Source organism: Mesorhizobium sp. M0139 (genome assembly GCF_040322455.1).
In the GTDB taxonomy this organism is placed as follows: Bacteria; Pseudomonadota; Alphaproteobacteria; order Rhizobiales; family Rhizobiaceae; genus Mesorhizobium.
Genome location: NZ_JAMYTN010000015.1, coordinates 38,287 through 55,614 on the forward strand (window position 1 = coordinate 38,287; position 17,328 = coordinate 55,614).

General features: G+C 61.5%; 20 protein-coding genes. 13 read left to right on the plus strand and 7 right to left on the minus strand.

The window, feature by feature from the left end; all coding sequences use genetic code 11:
- The first annotated feature begins 3 nt into the window (after positions 1-3).
- From NKJ58_RS24220 to NKJ58_RS24260, 9 genes are all read left to right on the plus strand, one after another.
- Entirely contained in the window at positions 4-1,545 is a 1,542-nt protein-coding gene (locus tag NKJ58_RS24220) for an amino acid ABC transporter permease/ATP-binding protein (RefSeq protein ID WP_023667755.1), read from the plus strand.
- Positions 1,546-1,605: 60 nt separating this feature from the next.
- Complete coding sequence (locus NKJ58_RS24225; RefSeq protein WP_352519531.1) at positions 1,606-2,733, plus strand: NAD(P)/FAD-dependent oxidoreductase; 1,128 nt, start codon at positions 1,606-1,608, stop codon at positions 2,731-2,733.
- Positions 2,734-2,920: 187 nt separating this feature from the next.
- On the plus strand, positions 2,921-3,136 hold the full coding sequence (locus tag NKJ58_RS24230) for a hypothetical protein (RefSeq protein ID WP_023686879.1): 216 nt from the start codon (positions 2,921-2,923) through the stop codon (positions 3,134-3,136).
- A 13-nt stretch (positions 3,137-3,149) separates the two neighbouring features.
- Positions 3,150-3,395 carry a hypothetical protein gene (locus NKJ58_RS24235; RefSeq protein ID WP_023707235.1) on the plus strand — a complete coding sequence of 82 codons (246 nt, stop codon included), beginning with the start codon at positions 3,150-3,152 and terminating at the stop codon, positions 3,393-3,395.
- A 174-nt stretch (positions 3,396-3,569) separates the two neighbouring features.
- Positions 3,570-3,758 (plus strand): hypothetical protein, encoded by a 189-nt coding sequence (locus NKJ58_RS24240; protein WP_023707234.1) that lies wholly within the window; start codon positions 3,570-3,572, stop codon positions 3,756-3,758.
- Positions 3,759-3,890: 132 nt separating this feature from the next.
- Positions 3,891-4,034 carry a hypothetical protein gene (locus tag NKJ58_RS24245; RefSeq protein ID WP_023686882.1) on the plus strand — a complete coding sequence of 48 codons (144 nt, stop codon included), beginning with the start codon at positions 3,891-3,893 and terminating at the stop codon, positions 4,032-4,034.
- Positions 4,035-4,044: 10 nt separating this feature from the next.
- Entirely contained in the window at positions 4,045-5,811 is a 1,767-nt protein-coding gene (locus NKJ58_RS24250; RefSeq protein ID WP_023710085.1) for a thiamine pyrophosphate-dependent enzyme, read from the plus strand.
- Between the two features lie 23 nt (positions 5,812-5,834).
- On the plus strand, positions 5,835-5,999 hold the full coding sequence (locus NKJ58_RS24255; protein ID WP_023815135.1) for a hypothetical protein: 165 nt from the start codon (positions 5,835-5,837) through the stop codon (positions 5,997-5,999).
- Between the two features lies 1 nt (position 6,000).
- Positions 6,001-6,870, plus strand: a complete 870-nt coding sequence (locus NKJ58_RS24260) for an SDR family oxidoreductase (RefSeq protein ID WP_023815136.1) — start codon at positions 6,001-6,003, stop codon at positions 6,868-6,870.
- A 302-nt stretch (positions 6,871-7,172) separates the two neighbouring features.
- On the opposite strand, the gene NKJ58_RS24265 is transcribed toward NKJ58_RS24260, so the two are convergent.
- Positions 7,173-7,685: an OmpA family protein gene (locus NKJ58_RS24265; protein ID WP_023686887.1), complete on the minus strand. Its 513-nt coding sequence runs from the start codon at positions 7,683-7,685 to the stop codon at positions 7,173-7,175.
- A gap of 10 nt (positions 7,686-7,695) precedes the next feature.
- Positions 7,696-8,355 (minus strand): L,D-transpeptidase, encoded by a 660-nt coding sequence (locus NKJ58_RS24270; protein ID WP_023686888.1) that lies wholly within the window; start codon positions 8,353-8,355, stop codon positions 7,696-7,698.
- A gap of 1,010 nt (positions 8,356-9,365) precedes the next feature.
- On the opposite strand from NKJ58_RS24270, the gene NKJ58_RS24275 reads away from it, so the two are divergent.
- Entirely contained in the window at positions 9,366-9,530 is a 165-nt protein-coding gene (locus tag NKJ58_RS24275; RefSeq protein WP_023667766.1) for a hypothetical protein, read from the plus strand.
- A gap of 199 nt (positions 9,531-9,729) precedes the next feature.
- On the opposite strand, the gene NKJ58_RS24280 is transcribed toward NKJ58_RS24275, so the two are convergent.
- Positions 9,730-10,329, minus strand: a complete 600-nt coding sequence (locus NKJ58_RS24280) for an EF-hand domain-containing protein (protein ID WP_352519532.1) — start codon at positions 10,327-10,329, stop codon at positions 9,730-9,732.
- 460 nt (positions 10,330-10,789) lie between these two features.
- Between NKJ58_RS24280 and NKJ58_RS24285 the strand changes: the two genes are divergently transcribed.
- On the plus strand, positions 10,790-11,209 hold the full coding sequence (locus NKJ58_RS24285; protein ID WP_245270154.1) for a hypothetical protein: 420 nt from the start codon (positions 10,790-10,792) through the stop codon (positions 11,207-11,209).
- A gap of 282 nt (positions 11,210-11,491) precedes the next feature.
- Here the strand turns inward: NKJ58_RS24285 and NKJ58_RS24290 are convergent, their stop codons facing one another.
- Complete coding sequence (locus tag NKJ58_RS24290; RefSeq protein WP_245260390.1) at positions 11,492-11,749, minus strand: hypothetical protein; 258 nt, start codon at positions 11,747-11,749, stop codon at positions 11,492-11,494.
- Positions 11,750-12,746: 997 nt separating this feature from the next.
- On the opposite strand from NKJ58_RS24290, the gene NKJ58_RS24295 reads away from it, so the two are divergent.
- Positions 12,747-12,971, plus strand: coding sequence for a hypothetical protein (locus NKJ58_RS24295; RefSeq protein WP_352498008.1), 225 nt, complete (start codon positions 12,747-12,749; stop codon positions 12,969-12,971).
- A gap of 255 nt (positions 12,972-13,226) precedes the next feature.
- On the opposite strand, the gene NKJ58_RS24300 is transcribed toward NKJ58_RS24295, so the two are convergent.
- The 3 genes from NKJ58_RS24300 to NKJ58_RS24310 form a co-directional block, all read right to left on the minus strand.
- Complete coding sequence (locus NKJ58_RS24300) at positions 13,227-13,775, minus strand: hypothetical protein (RefSeq protein WP_031199265.1); 549 nt, start codon at positions 13,773-13,775, stop codon at positions 13,227-13,229.
- 10 nt (positions 13,776-13,785) lie between these two features.
- Entirely contained in the window at positions 13,786-14,961 is a 1,176-nt protein-coding gene (locus NKJ58_RS24305) for a zinc-dependent alcohol dehydrogenase (RefSeq protein ID WP_023682758.1), read from the minus strand.
- A gap of 538 nt (positions 14,962-15,499) precedes the next feature.
- Entirely contained in the window at positions 15,500-16,129 is a 630-nt protein-coding gene (locus NKJ58_RS24310) for a TetR/AcrR family transcriptional regulator (protein ID WP_352519533.1), read from the minus strand.
- Between the two features lie 129 nt (positions 16,130-16,258).
- Here NKJ58_RS24310 and NKJ58_RS24315 point away from each other — a divergent pair, with 129 nt between their 5' ends.
- Positions 16,259-17,155 (plus strand): NAD(P)/FAD-dependent oxidoreductase, encoded by an 897-nt coding sequence (locus tag NKJ58_RS24315; RefSeq protein ID WP_023667777.1) that lies wholly within the window; start codon positions 16,259-16,261, stop codon positions 17,153-17,155.
- Positions 17,156-17,328 lie beyond the last annotated feature (173 nt).

The following is a 17,328-nucleotide window of genomic DNA, read 5'->3' on the forward strand; positions in this document are numbered from 1 at the left end:
CGAATGAACTGGCTCGAAAACCTGCGGCGCAGTTTCCTCGACTGGCAGGCCATGGCGGACGTGCTGCCCAGCATGATCACCATCGGATTGAAGAACACCTTGATCCTCGCCGCCGCGTCGACGGTGCTGGGTGTCATTCTCGGCATGATCCTGGCGGTCATGGGCATCTCGCAATCGCGCTGGCTGCGCATTCCGGCGCGGGTCTACACGGATATATTCCGTGGGCTGCCGGCGATCGTCACCATCCTGCTGATAGGCCAGGGCTTTGCCCGCATCGGCCGTGAAATCTTCGGCCCTTCGCCCTTTCCGCTCGGCATTCTTGCGCTGAGCCTGATCGCCGGCGCCTATATCGGCGAAATATTCCGCTCGGGCATCCAGAGCGTCGAGCGCGGGCAGATGGAGGCCTGCAGGGCGCTCAGCATGAGCTACGGCCAAGGCATGCGCCTGATCGTGATCCCGCAAGGCATCCGCCGCGTCTTGCCGGCCCTCGTCAACCAGTTCATCGGCAACGTCAAGGATTCAAGCCTTGTCTACTTCCTCGGTCTGCTCGCCTCGGAGCGCGAGATCTTCCGTGTCGGTCAGGACCAGGCAGTGGTCACCGGAAACCTCTCGCCATTGCTTCTGGCCGGCGTGTTCTATCTCGTCATCACCGTGCCGTTGACCCATGTGGTCAACTACATCGACAACTCGCTGCGGGTCGGAAAGCAAAAGGCCGGCCTCGTCATCAGCGGCCTGGCCGAAGTGAGCGAACTGGAGGGCGCCACCGGCAGTGCACCTTCGGAGGCCGGCTCTGATGCCCGCTCAGCGCTGCCCCGCTTCAAGGGCGGCAGTCTCGCCATCACCGATCTCGACATGGCCTATGGCGACCTCGATGTTCTCAAAGGCGTCAGCCTGGCAGTCAAGCCTGGCACGGTCACATGCGTGATCGGCCCATCAGGTTCGGGCAAGTCGACCCTGCTGCGCTGCCTCAACCGCCTGGTCGAGCCCAAGGGCGGTGAGGTGTTGCTCGATGGTGCGAGCATCCTGGCGATGAAGCCTGAAAAACTGCGCCGGCGTGTCGGGATGGTTTTCCAGCAGTTCAATCTGTTTCCCGACCACACCGCGCTCGAAAACGTCATGCTGTCGCTGACCAAGGTAAAGGGGCTCCCTGTACAGGAAGCTGAGCGCATCGCCGAGGCGCGCCTTGCCGACGTCGGGCTTGCGACCCGCAAACACCATCGTCCAGGGAGCCTTTCCGGTGGCCAGCAGCAGCGTGTGGCAATCGCTCGTGCATTGGCGATGGACCCGGAGGTCATCTTGTTCGATGAGGTAACAAGCGCACTCGATCCCGAACTGGTGAAGGGCGTGCTCAACCTCATGGCGGATCTCGGCCGGCGCGGCATGACAATGGTCGTGGTGACACATGAAATGGGCTTCGCCCGCAAGGTCGCCGATCAGGTCGTCTTCATGGATGAAGGCCGCATCATCGAGGCCGGCACGCCTGCAGCGATTTTCGACACGCCGAAAAGCCCACGTCTGAAGCACTTCCTTGCCGAAGTGCTTTGATCACGCATGAGCCCTTCAAGACGGCCGCCCAAACCAACCTCCACCAGTGAAAGATATCTCATGGCTGCATCACATCAGGTTTCCAAGGTCGTTGTCGTCGGCGGCGGCATTTTTGGCGTCTCCTCGGCCGTTCATCTTGCAAGGCTCGGCATCGAGACCGTGCTGGTCAATGATGGACCGCTCGCCAAGGGAGCTTCCGGCCGCTCGCTCGCCTGGATCAATTCGGCGCGCAGGCGCTCGGCTGAATATCATCGCCTGCGCATGATCGGTATCGACCGCTACCGCAGTTTGTCGGCGCGATGCCCGGATGCCGCCTGGCTGCGTTTCAACGGTGGCCTGACGTGGGATGCGGACGATGCCTCAAACGAGATCGCCGATGTCTTCGCTCACGAAAAACGTCTCGGCTATGATGCGCAGCATCTGTCCGCGGACGCCATAAGGTTGGTCGCGCCGGGTGTCTGCGCAAGCGCTGTCACGCCTCAAGGCGCGATCTTCAACCCGGGCGAGGGCTGGGTCGACCTGCCGTCGCTGATCGAAATATTGATCGCGGAATTCGTGGAGCGGGGCGGCCAGGTGGTCACCGAGGCCGGAAGCGCTACCGTCACCGTCGCCAACGGCCGCGCCACCGGCGTCACCACCACCAGCGGGATCAGCTTCGCCGCCAACGCGGTGCTTCTGGCGACCGGTGCGGATGTGCCGCGAATGGTTGCCGTGGCCGGTCAGCGTATTGCCGATGGGACACCGATCGCGCTGCTGGTCAGCACCAAGCCAGTCGACTTGCCTCTACGCGCCGTGCTCAACACGCCGCGCGTCGCCATCCGGCCGACGCCTGATGGCGCCCTCGCGCTCGATTCTGCCTGGTCGGAAAAAGAGGTGGTAGTCAATCCGGACGGGACTTATCGCGTAAAAGCATCGACCATCCAGGGGCTTCTCGACGAAGCGTCGAATGTTCTCGACGGTCATCCGAAATTGGAATTGGAGAGCTACGGTGTCGGGCCCAAGCCGATCCCCGGAGACGGCGAGCCGGTCTTCGGCCAGTTGCGGGAGATCGAGGGGTATTACGTCGCCTTCAGCCACAGCGGCGCAACACTTGGCTTGATTGCCGGCGAACTGCTTGCAACCGAGATCGCCACCGGAACAGAGCACCCACTCCTTGCAAGCTTTCGACCGTCTCGATTTTCACTTTAGCCTGCCAATTCGCCTCGGAATGGGATGTAATGTGGCATGCTTGGAGTTTCGCTAGCCGAGACGGCGGCCGCCTGGCCGCTTACGCGCACCTGACAAGCGAATATGTTCCGGAACATTTTCTCCACGTTGAAGTTGGACAGCGCCAGGACCGTCTTTCGTCCAAGCTCAACCAGCGCTGAGAAATTCCATGACCAACCAACACCCCAAGACTAAACAGCCCACGGACAAGGATCTGCGAGACAACCCGGGAATCGGCACCTCGAAGGGCGCGGTCAAGGGCGGCGATATGCTCGACGAGAGCGATGCTCTCGATGGGGACAATACGTTCGAAGGCGATGTCGAGAACGACGTCACGCCTCAGGGCGGCATCAACCCTGACCAGACCGGACGCACGAACAAGTAGGAGGCACCTTGCCATGGCCGGCCGGAAGACCCACGAGCAGCAGCTGCGCATCATCGAAAAGCGCGAGAACTCCAGCAATGCCGGCGACGATTTCAATGCCGAGGATGAGCTGAAGACATCCAAGCAGGAGCGCGAGGCGCGGCAAGACGGCGCCAATCTACGCGACGAGGGCGTGGAATTGACCGACAAGGACGATCGCCAGATGATCCGCGGCGAAAACCAGGAGAGCGAGCACCACAAGCGCAGGCAGGACGACTAAGCCTGCCGTCTTTTTAAGGCTATCGAGGAGCCATCCCAGACTACCGGCACGCCAGGCACCGCATGGTCGAGGCGCACATCGCCCGCCGCGGTGTGCGCGACGAACGAGTCCTTTCGCCACTGAGGCGGAATCCCGCGCGAGAAATCGTCGACGAGGGGTGCGAGGAGTTCGCCTATGGGGACGGTCCGGGCGGCGTTGCGCTCTGGCTATAGGGACCTGCGAAGACGCGACCTGAACATCGGCCAGCTCTGCCGCGAGAGCTTTTGGCGATCAGACAGCCTCGGCCACTACATGCAATCCTCGGCCTCGCAGCAGTTCGATGCCTTCGTCTGTTCGATCGCACCTCGCCTGTTCAGCCGCTGACTGCCGAACAGCGCCTCATCGGGTGGTACTGACACGTTTGCCTTCGGCACCTGACTAGGCGGCCTTGCCTTCGGGCACGGAACATCTCACCGACTTTCTGGTTAGGCAGGCCGGATGTAGGGAGCTTTGCGCATGGCCACTAATTTGGAAGACGGCAAGACCGCTCAATCTTCCGACGAGTTGCATGGCGGCAATCGCGGCGGCAACAAAGACCAGCGTAAGACTGACAAGACCGCGAACAAGAGCAGCCAGGCGGCGGGATCCGCATCGCGGTAAGGACTGAGACATGCCGACCGCCGCGGACATCCTCATCGAGACGCTGATCGACTGGAACGTCGATATCATCTTTGGCCTGCCGGGCGACGGCATCAATGGCATCATGGAGGCGCTGCGCAAGCGGCAGGACCGCATCCGCTTCATTCAGGTGCGGCACGAGGAATCCGCGGCGTTCATGGCGTGCGCCTACTCAAAATGGACAGGCAAGCTCGGTGTCTGCCTCGCAACTTCCGGCCCTGGCGGCACACACCTCCTGACTGGACTCTACGATGCCAAGCTCGACCAAGCGCCGGTGCTCGCCATTACCGGCATGCAGTTCCACGACCTCATCGAGACCTTCACCCAGCAGGATGTCGACTTGACGCGCGTCTTCAGCGATGTCGCCGTCTTCAACGCGCAGGTCTCCGACGCGGCGCATATGGAAAGCCTGGCCGGTCTCGCCTGCAGGTCGGCGCTGGCACGTCGCGGCGTTGCGCATCTGTCGATCGCCAGCGATGTGCAGGAGCACACGCTCTACCAAGCCAAGCGCTCGAAGCGCAACAAACCGTCGCATACGCCGGATCGTTGGTTCGAAGGAAGCAGGCTTCCCGACGAAGAACAACTTGCGAAAGCCGCCGAGATCCTGAACGGGGCGACGAAGGTCGCGATCCTCGCCGGTCGGGGCGCGCTTGGTGCCAGGCACGAGTTGGAAGAGACGGCGGAGCTGCTTGGTGCCCCCGTCGCAAAGGCCTTGCTCGGTAAGGCTGCCTTGCCCGACGATCACCCGCTGACGACTGGCGGCATCGGAATTCTCGGCACGCTGCCGTCGCAGGAAATCATGGAGGAATGTGACGCGCTGCTCGTCGTCGGCTCGACCTTTCCCTACATCGAATACTACCCGAAGCCGGGACAGGCGCGCGGGGTGCAGATCGAGCGCGACCCGCAGCGCATCGGCCTGCGCTATCCCGTTGAGGCCGGCCTTGCCGGCGATGCCGCCGTGACGCTGCGATTGCTGAACAGGCGCCTGAAGCGCAAGGATGATCGCAGCTTCCTCGAGAAGGCGCAGGCGGGCATGCGACGCTGGCGCGAGATGATGGCGCAGTCGGAGCAAAAGGCCGCCACTTCGCTCAAGCCCCAGGTGGTTACACGCGCATTTGGGAAACGATTGCCCGATGATGCGATCCTGGTTGCCGATTCCGGCCAGAACACCGAGATGGCGGCCCGCCATATCGAGCTGCGTGACGGGCAGGCCTTCGGCGTCTCGGGCGCGCTGGCCTCGATGGCATGCGGACTGCCCTATGCGATCGCCGCGGGCCTAGCCTTTCCCGGCCGGCCGGTCTTCGCGGTCGTCGGCGACGGCGGTCTCGCGATGCAACTCGGCGAGTTCTCGACGGCAGTTCGGTACCGGGTCCCACTCAAGGTGCTCGTGCTCAAGAACGGCATGCTCAATCAGATCGCCTGGGAGCAGATGATGTTCCTCGGTAACCCGCAATTCGCCTGCGAACTCCAGCCCATCGACTTCGCCATGGCCGCCGAAGCCATGGGCGGCATCGGCTACAGCGTCTCTCGCGCCGAGGAGGTGGAAGGTGTTCTCGACGCTGCCCTGGCTGCTGAGGGTCCGGTGGTCATCGAGGCCGTGGTCGACCCGTACGAACCGATGATGCCACCGAAGATGCCACCGGATTATGCGAGAAATTTCCGCAAGGCGCTACCGGATACCCCCGGACGCGCGGAAATCGAGGCGAATGTGGCGCAAGAGCCGCTGAGGTCGATGATTACCGCCGGCGAGAAAGACTGACCACACGCAAGAAGGAGCACGAGTTGAACAAGACCGACAGCGGCACCGCAAATCGCGGTTCGCCGGACCTCATGGGCGGCGACCAAGCGTGCAAGGCCGAGGAATGGGGCGGTGGCTCGAAAGCCGCCAAGGGACCGATCACGGAACCGGATCGACACAACCGCAACTCCAGCCAAAAAAGGAGCTGACATGCAGGATGCCCAGCAGAAATATCCTCAGCCGCCGCTTCCCGAACAGCAGCAGGACATGCCCGGCTATACCGACGAGATGGATCCACGGCCCGACCACGGAGAGGAGAGCTATCGCGGCAGCGGTAAGCTGACGGACCGCGTCGCGCTGATCACCGGCGCGGACTCGGGCATCGGCCGGGCGGTGGCTATCGCGTTTGCACGCGAAGGCGCCGACGTCATGATCTCCTATCTTGAAGAGGACGAAGATGCGCAGGAGACGGCGCGCTTGGTCGAGGAAGCGGGGCGCAAGGCGGTGCTCGCACCCGGCGACATCTCGGACGAAATCTTCGCGCGGTCGCTTGTGCAGCGAGCTATCGATGAATGCGGGCGCCTGGACATCCTCGTCAACAATGCAGCCCACCAGGCGTCGTTCGAGAAGCTGGAGGACATCAGCGCGGAGGAATGGGATCTCACCTTTCGCACCAATGTCTATGCGATGTTCTATCTGTCCCAGGAAGCAGTGAAGCACATGGAACCCGGCTCGACCATCATCAACACATCCTCAATCAACGCGACCAGTCCCTCGCCGGCACTGCTTGCCTACGCCACTACCAAAGGAGCGATCGCCAACTTCACCGCCGGACTTGCAGGACTGGTAGCTGAACGCGGCATTCGGGTAAACGCGGTCGCTCCCGGGCCGATTTGGACGCCGCTGATCCCGTCGACAATGCCCTCTGAGAAGGTCAAGGAGTTCGGGAAGAACACACCGCTCAAGCGTCCCGGGCAACCGGCAGAGCTTGCAGCGACCTATGTGCTGCTTGCCTCGGAAGGATCGAGCTACACCACCGGCGCACTCTACGAGGTCACCGGTGGACGGCCGATGCTTTGAGCGAGCGTACCTGCTAGCTCCACGGCGCCCACTCCCCGTAGCACACCGACATGTGGCGAGGCTCATGCCGATCAGGATCGCGGACAACCGCCACGTCCGCAAACTGGTCGAGGCGCATGCCGAAGCCTCCCACCAGGCCCTGAGCCGGAGGTTGGTAGACGGGAAGCTGACTTCATTCCGGGTTCACCGGAGCGTCAGGTTTCGGGGGGGCAAACGCTGGGTGAATGTCCCTGATAGGCGCATTGCAGCCATGCCGCCGTCGCGTTGTGAGACTGATTTGGCGGCCAGCAAAACAGCAGCCTCTACGACTCGTCCCTCTCATCGCGCAAATTAGACACAACGCGGCGGTTCTGCGACCTGCAGGCGGAGTCGGGGCAGTCGCGGACGAGCCTGTCCTTGCCGTAGCCCTTGGCCCACATGCGGTTCCGGTCTATGCCGCCGGCGGCGAGGTAGTCCATCACCGCATCGGCGCGCTGCTGCGACAGCGCCGTTTCACTTGCGCCGGGATCGTCGGCGAAACCCTGCAGCTTGAGCAGCCAGCGCGGATGCTTTGTCAACCAGGCGATCTGGGTGTCGAGGGTGGCCTTGGCGACAGAATCGAGCGCGGCCGAACCTTTCGTGAAATAGGTGCGGCGGCCGACATTGAGGATAAAATCCTCCTCGCTTCCCGGCTGCACGTTCTGGAAGCCGGCAATCTCGGCGTTGGTGACGTCAGGCGTGGACGGGGCCAGCGTGTTGCTGGTCGAGCAGGATGCGGCCACAACCAGCAGGCCGGCTGCGAGCAGCCGGCACGTGTTTTCAATCATGCGGTTCATGATGCGCCAATCATTCGACAGTGGTGGAAGCGGGCGCCTGGTCGGCGATGTGCGGCAGGACCTCCACCGCGGTGCCGATCGGGCACCGCTGGTAGAGGTCGATGATGTCTTCGGGGAACATGCGGATGCAGCCGCTGGAAGCGTCGGTGCCGATGCTCCATGGCTCCAGCGTGCCATGCAGGCGGTAGCCGATGTCGGCGCCGTCGCGGTACAGATAGAGCGCGCGCGGCCCGAGCGGATTGTTGGACGCGCCGCCTGCGATCATGGGCGGTAAGTCCGGTTTGCGCTCACGCATTTCGGGGGGCGGGACCCATTGCGGCCACAGCGCGCGGCGATCGATCGTCGCGCGGCCGTACCATTTGAAGCCTTCCTTGCCGACGCCGACGCCGTAGCGGATGGCAGTCTTGTTTTCCATGATGAGGTAGAGGAAGTGGTGGCGGGTATCGACCACGACGGTGCCGACCGGCTCGCTGCTGAAATACTTGACGATCTGGCGATGCCATCTCTTGTCGATCTTGGCGAAGTTGGTCTTGCGATAGACGAAATCGTTATCGCTGGCGGTACCGGCGAAAAAGGATTTTGCCGCCGCGGCTTGAACAATATTGCCGGTTCCACCGACCGCGACCAGCGCCAGACCGCCGAGCACGACACCCCTGCGTGATAAAACCATCGGCAATCCCCCATGCCTTAAGCCTGGCGAACCATAGTTGAGAATGATTTCGGCTCAAAGTGGAAAAATGCTGCAGTGGGTGGGCCGCAAGCGGTCTGTCCGCTTGACGGCAAAATAGCGATTGCCCGCCGGCTCACGCCGGCGGGCTTTTTTGTGCGGACGGGAACATCCTCGCTCCAAGGGTGTTTTGTCACACCCGGCTCGTTCTTCATCGGTCGTGCCGGTGACCAAGATGTCCCCTCATTCATCATGGTCGGCCCGCGCAGCCTTGACCGCACGCGCGGGCCATCCCATCACAAGGCCCGCTGGCTCACGCTGGCGGGTTTTTCCGCGTCCATGCGCCGACACTCATCTTCGCATGCCTGTCACAACGAGCCAGGCGGATTCCAGTATCCGCACGCGGCGAGGAGGACTTGCGACATGCCTCGCTGCGGGATTTTCGCGATGAGTCTACCTGGCTCCCGCTGAACGCCACCGCCTGACCACCGGGACCTGTTGGACGACCTTCAAGTCGAAAAGCCCGCGGCAATCGCACCTTAGGCGAAGAGGCTTTGCTTTGTTGATGCAGTTGTCATCGCATCAATCGTGGGTAGCAACGCGGTTGTTGCGTGTTGTTGGAGAGATGGGGTTTCCCGAAAAGAATGAACATGCGCAGACAAAAGAAGCGAGCAGGATGGCCGTGAGTACATCTGCCAAATATCTATTACCTCATATGCGCTCGCTCCTCGGAAGGTGATCCCGCCACCCTCTCGACAGTGAAGATGCGGGATCTCAACCGGCGACAAGGGACTTCGATCGACGGTGGGTTTCCAATTCGGCGTCCGGCTGCGTGTTCCGCCGTTCGGGCTTCTTCCAACCGCAATCAGACGCAAGTCCTATCCCATAAGACTGATGGCCAAATTCGGAACATCCGCTGAAGCATTGCGTTCGGCAGCGTGAAACGCCAAGGCAAAGGATGACTAATCATGTCGAATTGCGAGACTGCAAAATCACATTCGTTAGGAAATCGCGTGGCTGATCTCACAGCCAAGATGCGTGAAGCGCAGATTGACGCGGGTGAAATGATGGCCTTCCACAAGGTTGCAACTATGTTGGAGGACAGCCAAGGACGTATCAATGGCGACGACTTGATCGCCGCATCCTTCGTTCTGCTGGAAGACCGAGCGCCCGAGTGACCTTGCGTTGGTCGGCTTCGATCGTTCCTCGATCAGCAATGCGAAGCCTTTTTTTTCACGGCTGGCGTCTCGCGGGACTGCGGGAATAGCTCAAGCCTAAAGGGTGCTGGCCGGGCGCCTAACAGCCAAGAGACACCTCTTCGGGATCGGCCGCCACGCGCCCGCTTTGTCCGAGGGAGGGCATTCACTTTGAAGGCAGCTACGGCGTGTCCTCGCTATCAGTGCCATGCATGCTGGAGCCATGCATGAAGGACTGGATCTCGTCCGCATCGATCTTGCCGTCACCATTCTCGTCAATGCTACTGAACATCCTGCCCACCGCGCGTTGAACCTCGTCCTCGGAAACCGATCCGTCGCCATCGGTGTCCAACAGCCCGAACATCAGTCGCATGCCGGCACTGCGCATCAGCTGATGATGCCAGCGTCCAGCCATTCTGTGTCCACGATCGCGGCCACCGTGGTTCTGCCAACGGCCGCCATCTTCATCGTGGCGGTCAGCACCCTCGTTGCGATCGCCTTGATAGTTGCGACTATCTTGCTCGCGGAAACCTTCTTCGGAACCGCGATCCTGCTGCAGTCTCTCCCGGACAGCTTGCTCAACCATCTGGCGGATCATTTCGCGTGTTGGTGCATCCGCTTGTCCGGTCGCATCCGGCAACTGTCCGGCGGTCGGCGGTTCGGTTGCCGGAGCGGGTGCAGGTGTCGAGGGTGATGGTGTTCCGCTTGTCTGGGCGAGTGCGGGGGAGGTCAGGGCAATGAAAACGGCGGCCGCGGCCGTCTTGCTGTGTGGAAATCTCATGGCATGCTCCATCAGTGCTTTCGCTTGAAGGCCAAACTGGAGCTCGATGTGATTGTTCCCCGAAGGGATCAGGTCACGGCGAAGTTACTGAGGCATGCCCCGTCTGAGGTAGATCAGGGTCTCCGCCAGGGAATAATTCGGCTCTTCTTCCCTAGGCACAAGAGGAAGCCGGCGCCCATTTTTGCGGGCAATGAACGTTGGACATTCGGCCTCGCCAATTTTCTGCCAATCGATCATACCGACGCACCAATTCCCTCTGCGTCCTCTCCTTTCGTGGGACGGAAGCCGTTTCGACCGCACGCCGTCAATCGCGAATCCCGCGTCCATATGCTGCGCGGCCATGAAGCATATTTTTTATGTCACGGACCTCTGTCCGTCTGGACACGATGTTAGCCAGCGCTAAATCAGAGCAATGCGACGCCTACTGCTGGGACTTACAGTTTTTCTCTTTTGGACCACGTTGCTTCAGGCCGAGGCGTGGCAGCCCTTCGGCGTCCGACAGCTTGGCTTTAGTTTCGATATTCCTCCGAATTTCGTCCTGACCCAGAATTCGGAGCAGGGCGCGGCTTTTCAGGGCCCAAGAGACGCGTTTCTGGTCGTTTGGGGCGCGCGACTGGGCAAAGCAAGTTTTCGCGCCGAGATTGAACATCGCATGATCGAGGACGAAAAGGCCGGTTGGCGACTGACCTATCGGCGCCTAGCCCCGAAATGGGCCAGCTACTCCGGGGTCAAGAATGGCGAGATTCGCTACGTCCGTGCAATTATGGTCTGCAACCAGCGTGCTGCGCTTTTCACAATGAATTATCGGAAATCCGAAAAGAAACCGTATGACCCTGTTGTTGTGCGCATGGTCCGGTCCCTGAGAGCGGAAGGATGTTAGCCAGCAAAGAGCGAGGTTGCCGTACTGTGCTTCCCTCGGCTAAGGGCCAGCGGTCAACACGGCTCCCCAATAGCCCCGCCCAGTCACATGAAAGCAGGCACCGGCAGATATGCGGCCGAACGTTCTCACGCTGGCTCAGCCGCTCAAAGCCCATCACCGAAAAGCTGCTTAGTGCGGTCGCCAGCTAGAGCTACCACTGAGCCATTCCCGCTGCGGCTGGGTAGCGCCTCAGTTCCGTACGCGTTCATACCAAGAACGGGCGGGGCGAACGTCCTGATGGAGCTACGGCTGTAGAAGCGCGCCGCCAAACTGCGCCCACAAGCGCTCGCACTCTCTCGCCCTTAGGCTCGGGGTGCCGGGCGCGCCATAGAAGACCATGGCGCCGCGAATGTCGTATCCAAGCACCGAGGCGTTGGCCACGAACTGGATGGCTCTTCCCAAGCTGGTGATGCCGATGTCGACCTCAGCTTTGTTGGTGAGGTCGACCACGCCTACTATTTCCGCATTGGCGCTCCTGCCCGCCAAAACGGCCGTCGACATCGCATCATGCACGGCAAGAAGCATTTCGGTGAGTTGCCCGGTGGAAGGGCTCTACAAACGCTTAAATGTCAGGTTTGTTCCCAACTGGCCTTGGCGGCTTCCCGACTACCAAGACTGGGTCACGCGGCCTCTCATGTGCGCGTAGTTGACATCGTCTGCTGGACCGAACGGTCAGGCCGACGAGCCCAGTTCCTCTCAGCATCAAGCAGTTCATTCTGCCCAATCAAGCCGTTCATAAACAGCCTGAGTATGTGCGCAGCTATGCGCTCTCCGTTCTGCGAAGCAAGAGGTAGGGCGCGCTCTTTGCAGACCGTGTGACAAACCTGGGCGAGCATCTCAATGTCGCTTGGCCCCAAAAACCGACCCGGATACAACATACCGTTTTCCTGTTGGAGAGTTGGAATGGCTATCCATTACGCAGGGTCACCGGCAGCCACAATCAACTATGATAGTGAGATGTCGAGTCCCGGTGGAAAAACAGTGAGGTCCCACAAGCGGTCGCGCTTGTCTCCGATTGACAGATGCCTCGACGCTACACCGACCAGCGCTACCGCACCCGCTTCATCGACGCGGCTTTGCAAAGGCCTATGACCAGTTCGCTACCAGCTGCCGGACCGCCCAGGCGAGCATGCCGCCGGCCATTACCGAAAGCGCGATGTCGTGGATGAGGCAGCCTTTTCCGTATACATCCAGTTGTTACGCTGCGCATCTGCTTCGGTTCGAAAACTCGCCGCGAGCCTGGCGTGCTCGCGTGTCCGGGCCGAAAACGCCTTCACAGCCCATATGTTGATAACGACATTGATGAGGCTGCCGCCGACCTCATTGGCATAGGATGCTTCCCGGCAAGGGCATCGACCAATGCCCCGGGGCCGACCAGCACGAACCTGCGGGGGCTTTCCCGGAACAAAGCGTCGACGATCCGGTTCGGCAGGGAAGCGGCCAAAATTCATGCCATCGGAGATGCCGAGGCAGATGACAGATGAAAGGGAAGCTGAAGATGACGAAGTCTCGCGACCGCACCGTTCCCGGCGACGGCAAGATCGAAACCGGCCCGAACACATCTCCGCAACAGGATCCGGCAGAGGGGTCGCGCGAGACAATCGATCGCGAACTCGAGCGGACAGACGACGATAATAATTCCGACGAAGCGGAACGCTTGCGCCGAGACCTGCGGAAAGGGGTGGCGGAAGAGACCGAGCTTCCCGAACGCGACTCGGCCTGAGGATCGCCGGAACCTTGCCAAGGCAAGAGACATGGAAGGCTCGACACCGGTCGGATCGCTGCTTGCTTCGTGCCTTTAACGCACCGGCCACACAACCCATGCGCGGCGGTGACCCAGGAGACGGCGAGAACGGCCGCGCGACGGTCCACTCTGTTCCAGCAAACTCGGCTCGCCGAGAGCAACCACCTCTGGCGTTAGGGCCTGACGAGATGCCACCTGTCCAGGTCGCATAGCGCCAGGGTTCGGAAATCTCTATCAGGCTGCGCCGGCCTCCTGGCTACGCTGCGAGCGGGCACGGTCGCGGGCTGCGGCAGTGCCTCCGGGAAAGCCGCTTCGATCGCTGTAGTCGCGTGGCTTGGTCCTGCTCCGAGAGTGGCGCGCGGTCACGCTTTTCGCACCGATGATGTCGAGCAATGTGATGCCGGCGACCATGGCAAGCGCAAGGCCTACATTATCGCGCTTTGGGTTGCCATGCCGATATGCTGTCAGCAATGTCGCGATATCCAGGCCGTCGCCGGCCACCCGGCTCCAAAGCCCGGCCTGCTTGTCCACTGAAAGCGAGAGTATGCCGCTGCTTATTTCCCGCGCCCCATAAGCGCGGATCAGATCTTCCTTGCCGCGCATGCCGAGCGCGCCGGCAATCCGTTCGGCGCCAACCAGCTCGGCGACGCCAAGCGCGATGCTGAACCAGCCGAGCTTGCGGGCAAGGCCATCGGAGGCCGCGACCGCACTCTGCCCAGTCTTCAGCACTTTGGGATCGCCAGGCGATCGGGTGATGTTGGTAAGTTTGGCAATCACGTTCATGACGATTTCCCTACGGTTTCAGTACAACCTTGATGCAACTGTCCTGCTTGTCGCGAAACACCTTGTACATCTCGGGTCCCTGCTCGAGCCCCACGGTATGGGTGATGACGAAGGATGGGTCGATCTGGCCATCTTCGATGCGGCGCAACAGATCCTCGGTCCAACGGTTGACATGGGTCTGCCCCATTCGGAAGGTGAGCCCCTTGTTCATTGCCTGTCCCATCGGAATCTTGTCGACCAGCCCGCTGTAGACGCCGGGGATCGAGATCACGCCGGCCGGCCGGCAGACATAGATCATCTCACGCAGAACGTGCGGTCGATCATTTTCCATCAGCATCAACTGCTTTGCGCGATCGTAGACGGTATCGGGCTGGGCCAGCGAGACGTGGCTTTCCATGCCGACGCAATCGATGCACTTCTCCGGGCCCTTTCCGCCGGTGAGTTCCCGCAGTCGTTCGACGACACTTTCCTCGGCGAAATTGATGGCGATGGCGCCGCCGGCCGCGGCCATGGAAAGCCGTTCCGGCAGGCAATCGATCGCCACCACCTGTTTGGCGCCGAGCAGCAGGGCGCTGCGTATGGCCATCTGCCCGACTGGGCCGCAGCCCCACACCGCAACCGTATCGGTGGGCTCAATGTCGCACTGTGCCGCCGCCTGCCATCCGGTAGGAAAAATATCGCCGAGGAAGAGAACCTGCTCGTCGGTAAGGCTGTCAGGCACCTTTACGTGCGTGGCATCGGCGAACGGCACACGCATGTATTCCGCCTGTCCCCCGGGATAGCCGCCGGTCAAATGAGTGTAGCCGAACAGACCCGCGGTGGTGTGCCCGAACACCTTGTCACCGAGATTCTTCTTGCGGTTTGTGCGTTCGCAAACCGAAAAGTTCTGTCGCTTGCACTGGTCGCACTCACCGCAGATTATGGTGAACGGCACGACGATGCGGTCTCCCTCCTTCAGAGCGCCGTTGACGCCCTTGCCGACCTCAACGACCTCTCCCATCATCTCGTGGCCCATGATGTCGCCGGGCAGCATGGCTGGCACATAGTTGTGGTAGAGGTGAAGGTCGGAGCCGCATATGGCACAACTCGTCACCTTGATGATCGCGTCACGTTCATCCTCAATTTCCGGGTCCGAAACCTGATCGCAGCGTATGTCTTCCTTGCCGTGCCAGACCAACGCTCGCATAGCTTGCTCCTATTTTCGCAAGATCTGTGGGTAGGGACCTCGCGCCTGTCCTAAGCGGGCCGATGCCTGGTTGGATCGACTGTGCCGCTGCTTGTCGAACCACAGGGGCGGACCGATGTTCCGGGAGCTCGAGAGAATTTTTGGGCCGTTCCAGACCCGCACCTTGGAAGGATCTGTCGCGGGCACCAGCGGCCTTCCCCGGGGCGCGTCGGGCACGAGCCGCTGGAGCCCGACCCACGAATGGACGTACTCAAGTGTACCAAAAACGTTCCGTCCGCAGGTGTCCCTTCGCGGCGATCGACACCTCATCTGCTCGATTCTCGCGGCCATAACCGGCATTCTCTTCCTCGCCCTCACAGGTCGGCGGAGGCGCTCAAGGGTCAGCGCTGTGTGACCGGAGCAGGTAGGAGATGCCGCTCACCGGCGGGCGCGCAGCCCGACCCGGCGCGATCGACATGGGGTGGATGGGCGCCATCGCGCCGCCGACTCTAGCGGAGTATTTCGCAGAAATACAATGATTAGCGGGCAGGGCGGACTGCTAGCCGTGCGCAGCGATGAACATGGCGACGGCCGACCGGCAATAGGATTCGATTTCGTTGTCGTCCGCCGCTCTCGCCTCATCGAAGCGTGCGATAATCAAAAGATCGGATCCTTTGAAAAGCGCGGCAAACAAGCGGGCGGACCGGAGAGGATCGGGCACGTTCAGAACCGCCTTCGCGTGCAACTGACGCAACAGGACCTCGATTTGGGCGATGACATGGGCGGGGCCGGCTTCGTAATGGAGCTTGCTTAAGGACTTTGGATTCGTCTGGTCGGCCATGACCATGGCTTCGACACTGCGGACATCTGATCTCAACAGCGTGCGAAGTAGGGATGATCCCACCGCCATGAGCTGATCCTCGACCGAACCGCCGACGCCTTCAAGAAGGGCCTGTGGTGCAAACAACTGATGGCAGCCGGACGCGATGGCCGCGCTGAACAGCGCCTCCTTGTTCTCGAAGTGCCGATAGATGCTGAGTTTGGATATCTTCGCCCGCTGGGCGACCTTGTCCAATGTGGTCGCTTGAAACCCCAATTCCACAAAGAGTTCGGACGCAGCGTCGAGTATCGTTTGGCCAAGCGCCTCGTTGGCGGGCCGGCCGCGCCGGCCCTGGCTATTTTCGGTCACGACAATTCCAGTCCTTGACAGTATCCTAATTCTTGGATTACGATACCATGTAGTTTCTGAAATGCGCAAGCCGATGGGTAGGTTTCAACCAGGTCTAACCAGCCCCTCATCCACAACACGGAGCCCATCATGGATGACGTCATCATCATCGGCGGCAGCTTTGCCGGTCTCGCCGGCGCCCTGCAACTCGGCCGTGCCCGCCGTAAGGTCACCGTTCTCGATACCGGCCTGCCGCGCAACCGCTTCGCCGGCCACTCGCATGGCCTGCTCGGCCACGATCACAAGCCACCGCTGGACATCCTGGCCGAGGCGCGGCGGCAGCTGGCGCGCTATCCCACGATCAAGCTGGTCAATGCCCGGGCCGACAGCCTCTCCGGGGCCATCGACGATTTCTCCGTCCTCACTGGCGATGGCGGAAGCCTCGGCGCGCGCCGGCTGATCCTGAGCTATGGCGTCGCCGACCAGATGCCTGATGTTCCGGGCTTTGCCGAAGGTTGGGGCACGTCCATCGTGCCCTGCCCCTATTGCGACGGCTTTGAAGTCGCCGGCCAGCATTGGGGCCTCGTCTGGTCCGGCCCACAGTCGATGAATCAGGTCAGGCTGTTCCACGATTGGACCGACAGGTTGACGGTCTTCGCTGATGGTCACGACATTCCGCCCGATATCCGGGCCGGTCTGGCGCGCCGCAACATACCTGTCGTCGACGGCCGGATCAGCGAGATCGCCCATCATGGGGGGCATAACGCCACCGTCAAGCTCGATACCGGCCCCAAGGTCGCGGTCGACATCCTGTTCGCGCATCCGCGCAACAAGCCGTCCGCAAGCCTGCATGAATCACTGGGCCTCGCCACGGTCGATACGCCCCTCGGCGTAATCCTCAAGGTCGACGAGCGCCGCGAAACCAGCATGCCCGGCATCTACGCCGCGGGCGACCTCGCCAACCCCCTCACGCCGCCATCGGTCACCCTGGCAATATCGCACGGCGCGATGGCGGGCATCTTCGCCCAGCAGTCGATGCTGGTGTGAGAGCGCAGATTCCCTTCTCCGGGGTGCCGCGGGCTATCATATTCTGAGGTTGCGGGCCGGTGTTGCGGAACGTCGGCCCGCTCTCCCCTGAAGGGCGTCTTTGGCCGGCCAGCCTTGAGAACTCAACTGGGCTGCCTGCATGACGGCGATCGCCGACGTCGGTTATCAAGCTC

Excerpts from the sequence above, each read along its gene's own strand:
- NKJ58_RS24220 (WP_023667755.1), top strand. The coding sequence starts at position 4 with ATGAACTGGCTCGAAAACCTGCGGCGCAGTTTCCTCGACTGGCAGGCC.
- NKJ58_RS24230 (WP_023686879.1), top strand. The coding sequence starts at position 2,921 with ATGACCAACCAACACCCCAAGACTAAACAGCCCACGGACAAGGATCTG.
- NKJ58_RS24280 (WP_352519532.1), bottom strand. The coding sequence starts at position 10,329 with ATGAGATTTCCACACAGCAAGACGGCCGCGGCCGCCGTTTTCATTGCC.
- NKJ58_RS24290 (WP_245260390.1), bottom strand. The coding sequence starts at position 11,749 with ATGTCGACGGCCGTTTTGGCGGGCAGGAGCGCCAATGCGGAAATAGTA.
- NKJ58_RS24300 (WP_031199265.1), bottom strand. The coding sequence starts at position 13,775 with ATGAACGTGATTGCCAAACTTACCAACATCACCCGATCGCCTGGCGAT.
- NKJ58_RS24305 (WP_023682758.1), bottom strand. The coding sequence starts at position 14,961 with ATGCGAGCGTTGGTCTGGCACGGCAAGGAAGACATACGCTGCGATCAG.
- NKJ58_RS24225 (WP_352519531.1), top strand. The coding sequence starts at position 1,606 with ATGGCTGCATCACATCAGGTTTCCAAGGTCGTTGTCGTCGGCGGCGGC.
- NKJ58_RS24235 (WP_023707235.1), top strand. The coding sequence starts at position 3,150 with ATGGCCGGCCGGAAGACCCACGAGCAGCAGCTGCGCATCATCGAAAAG.
- NKJ58_RS24240 (WP_023707234.1), top strand. The coding sequence starts at position 3,570 with ATGGGGACGGTCCGGGCGGCGTTGCGCTCTGGCTATAGGGACCTGCGA.
- NKJ58_RS24245 (WP_023686882.1), top strand. The coding sequence starts at position 3,891 with ATGGCCACTAATTTGGAAGACGGCAAGACCGCTCAATCTTCCGACGAG.
- NKJ58_RS24270 (WP_023686888.1), bottom strand. The coding sequence starts at position 8,355 with ATGGTTTTATCACGCAGGGGTGTCGTGCTCGGCGGTCTGGCGCTGGTC.
- NKJ58_RS24250 (WP_023710085.1), top strand. The coding sequence starts at position 4,045 with ATGCCGACCGCCGCGGACATCCTCATCGAGACGCTGATCGACTGGAAC.
- NKJ58_RS24315 (WP_023667777.1), top strand. The coding sequence starts at position 16,259 with ATGGATGACGTCATCATCATCGGCGGCAGCTTTGCCGGTCTCGCCGGC.
- NKJ58_RS24295 (WP_352498008.1), top strand. The coding sequence starts at position 12,747 with ATGACGAAGTCTCGCGACCGCACCGTTCCCGGCGACGGCAAGATCGAA.
- NKJ58_RS24265 (WP_023686887.1), bottom strand. The coding sequence starts at position 7,685 with ATGAACCGCATGATTGAAAACACGTGCCGGCTGCTCGCAGCCGGCCTG.
- NKJ58_RS24260 (WP_023815136.1), top strand. The coding sequence starts at position 6,001 with ATGCAGGATGCCCAGCAGAAATATCCTCAGCCGCCGCTTCCCGAACAG.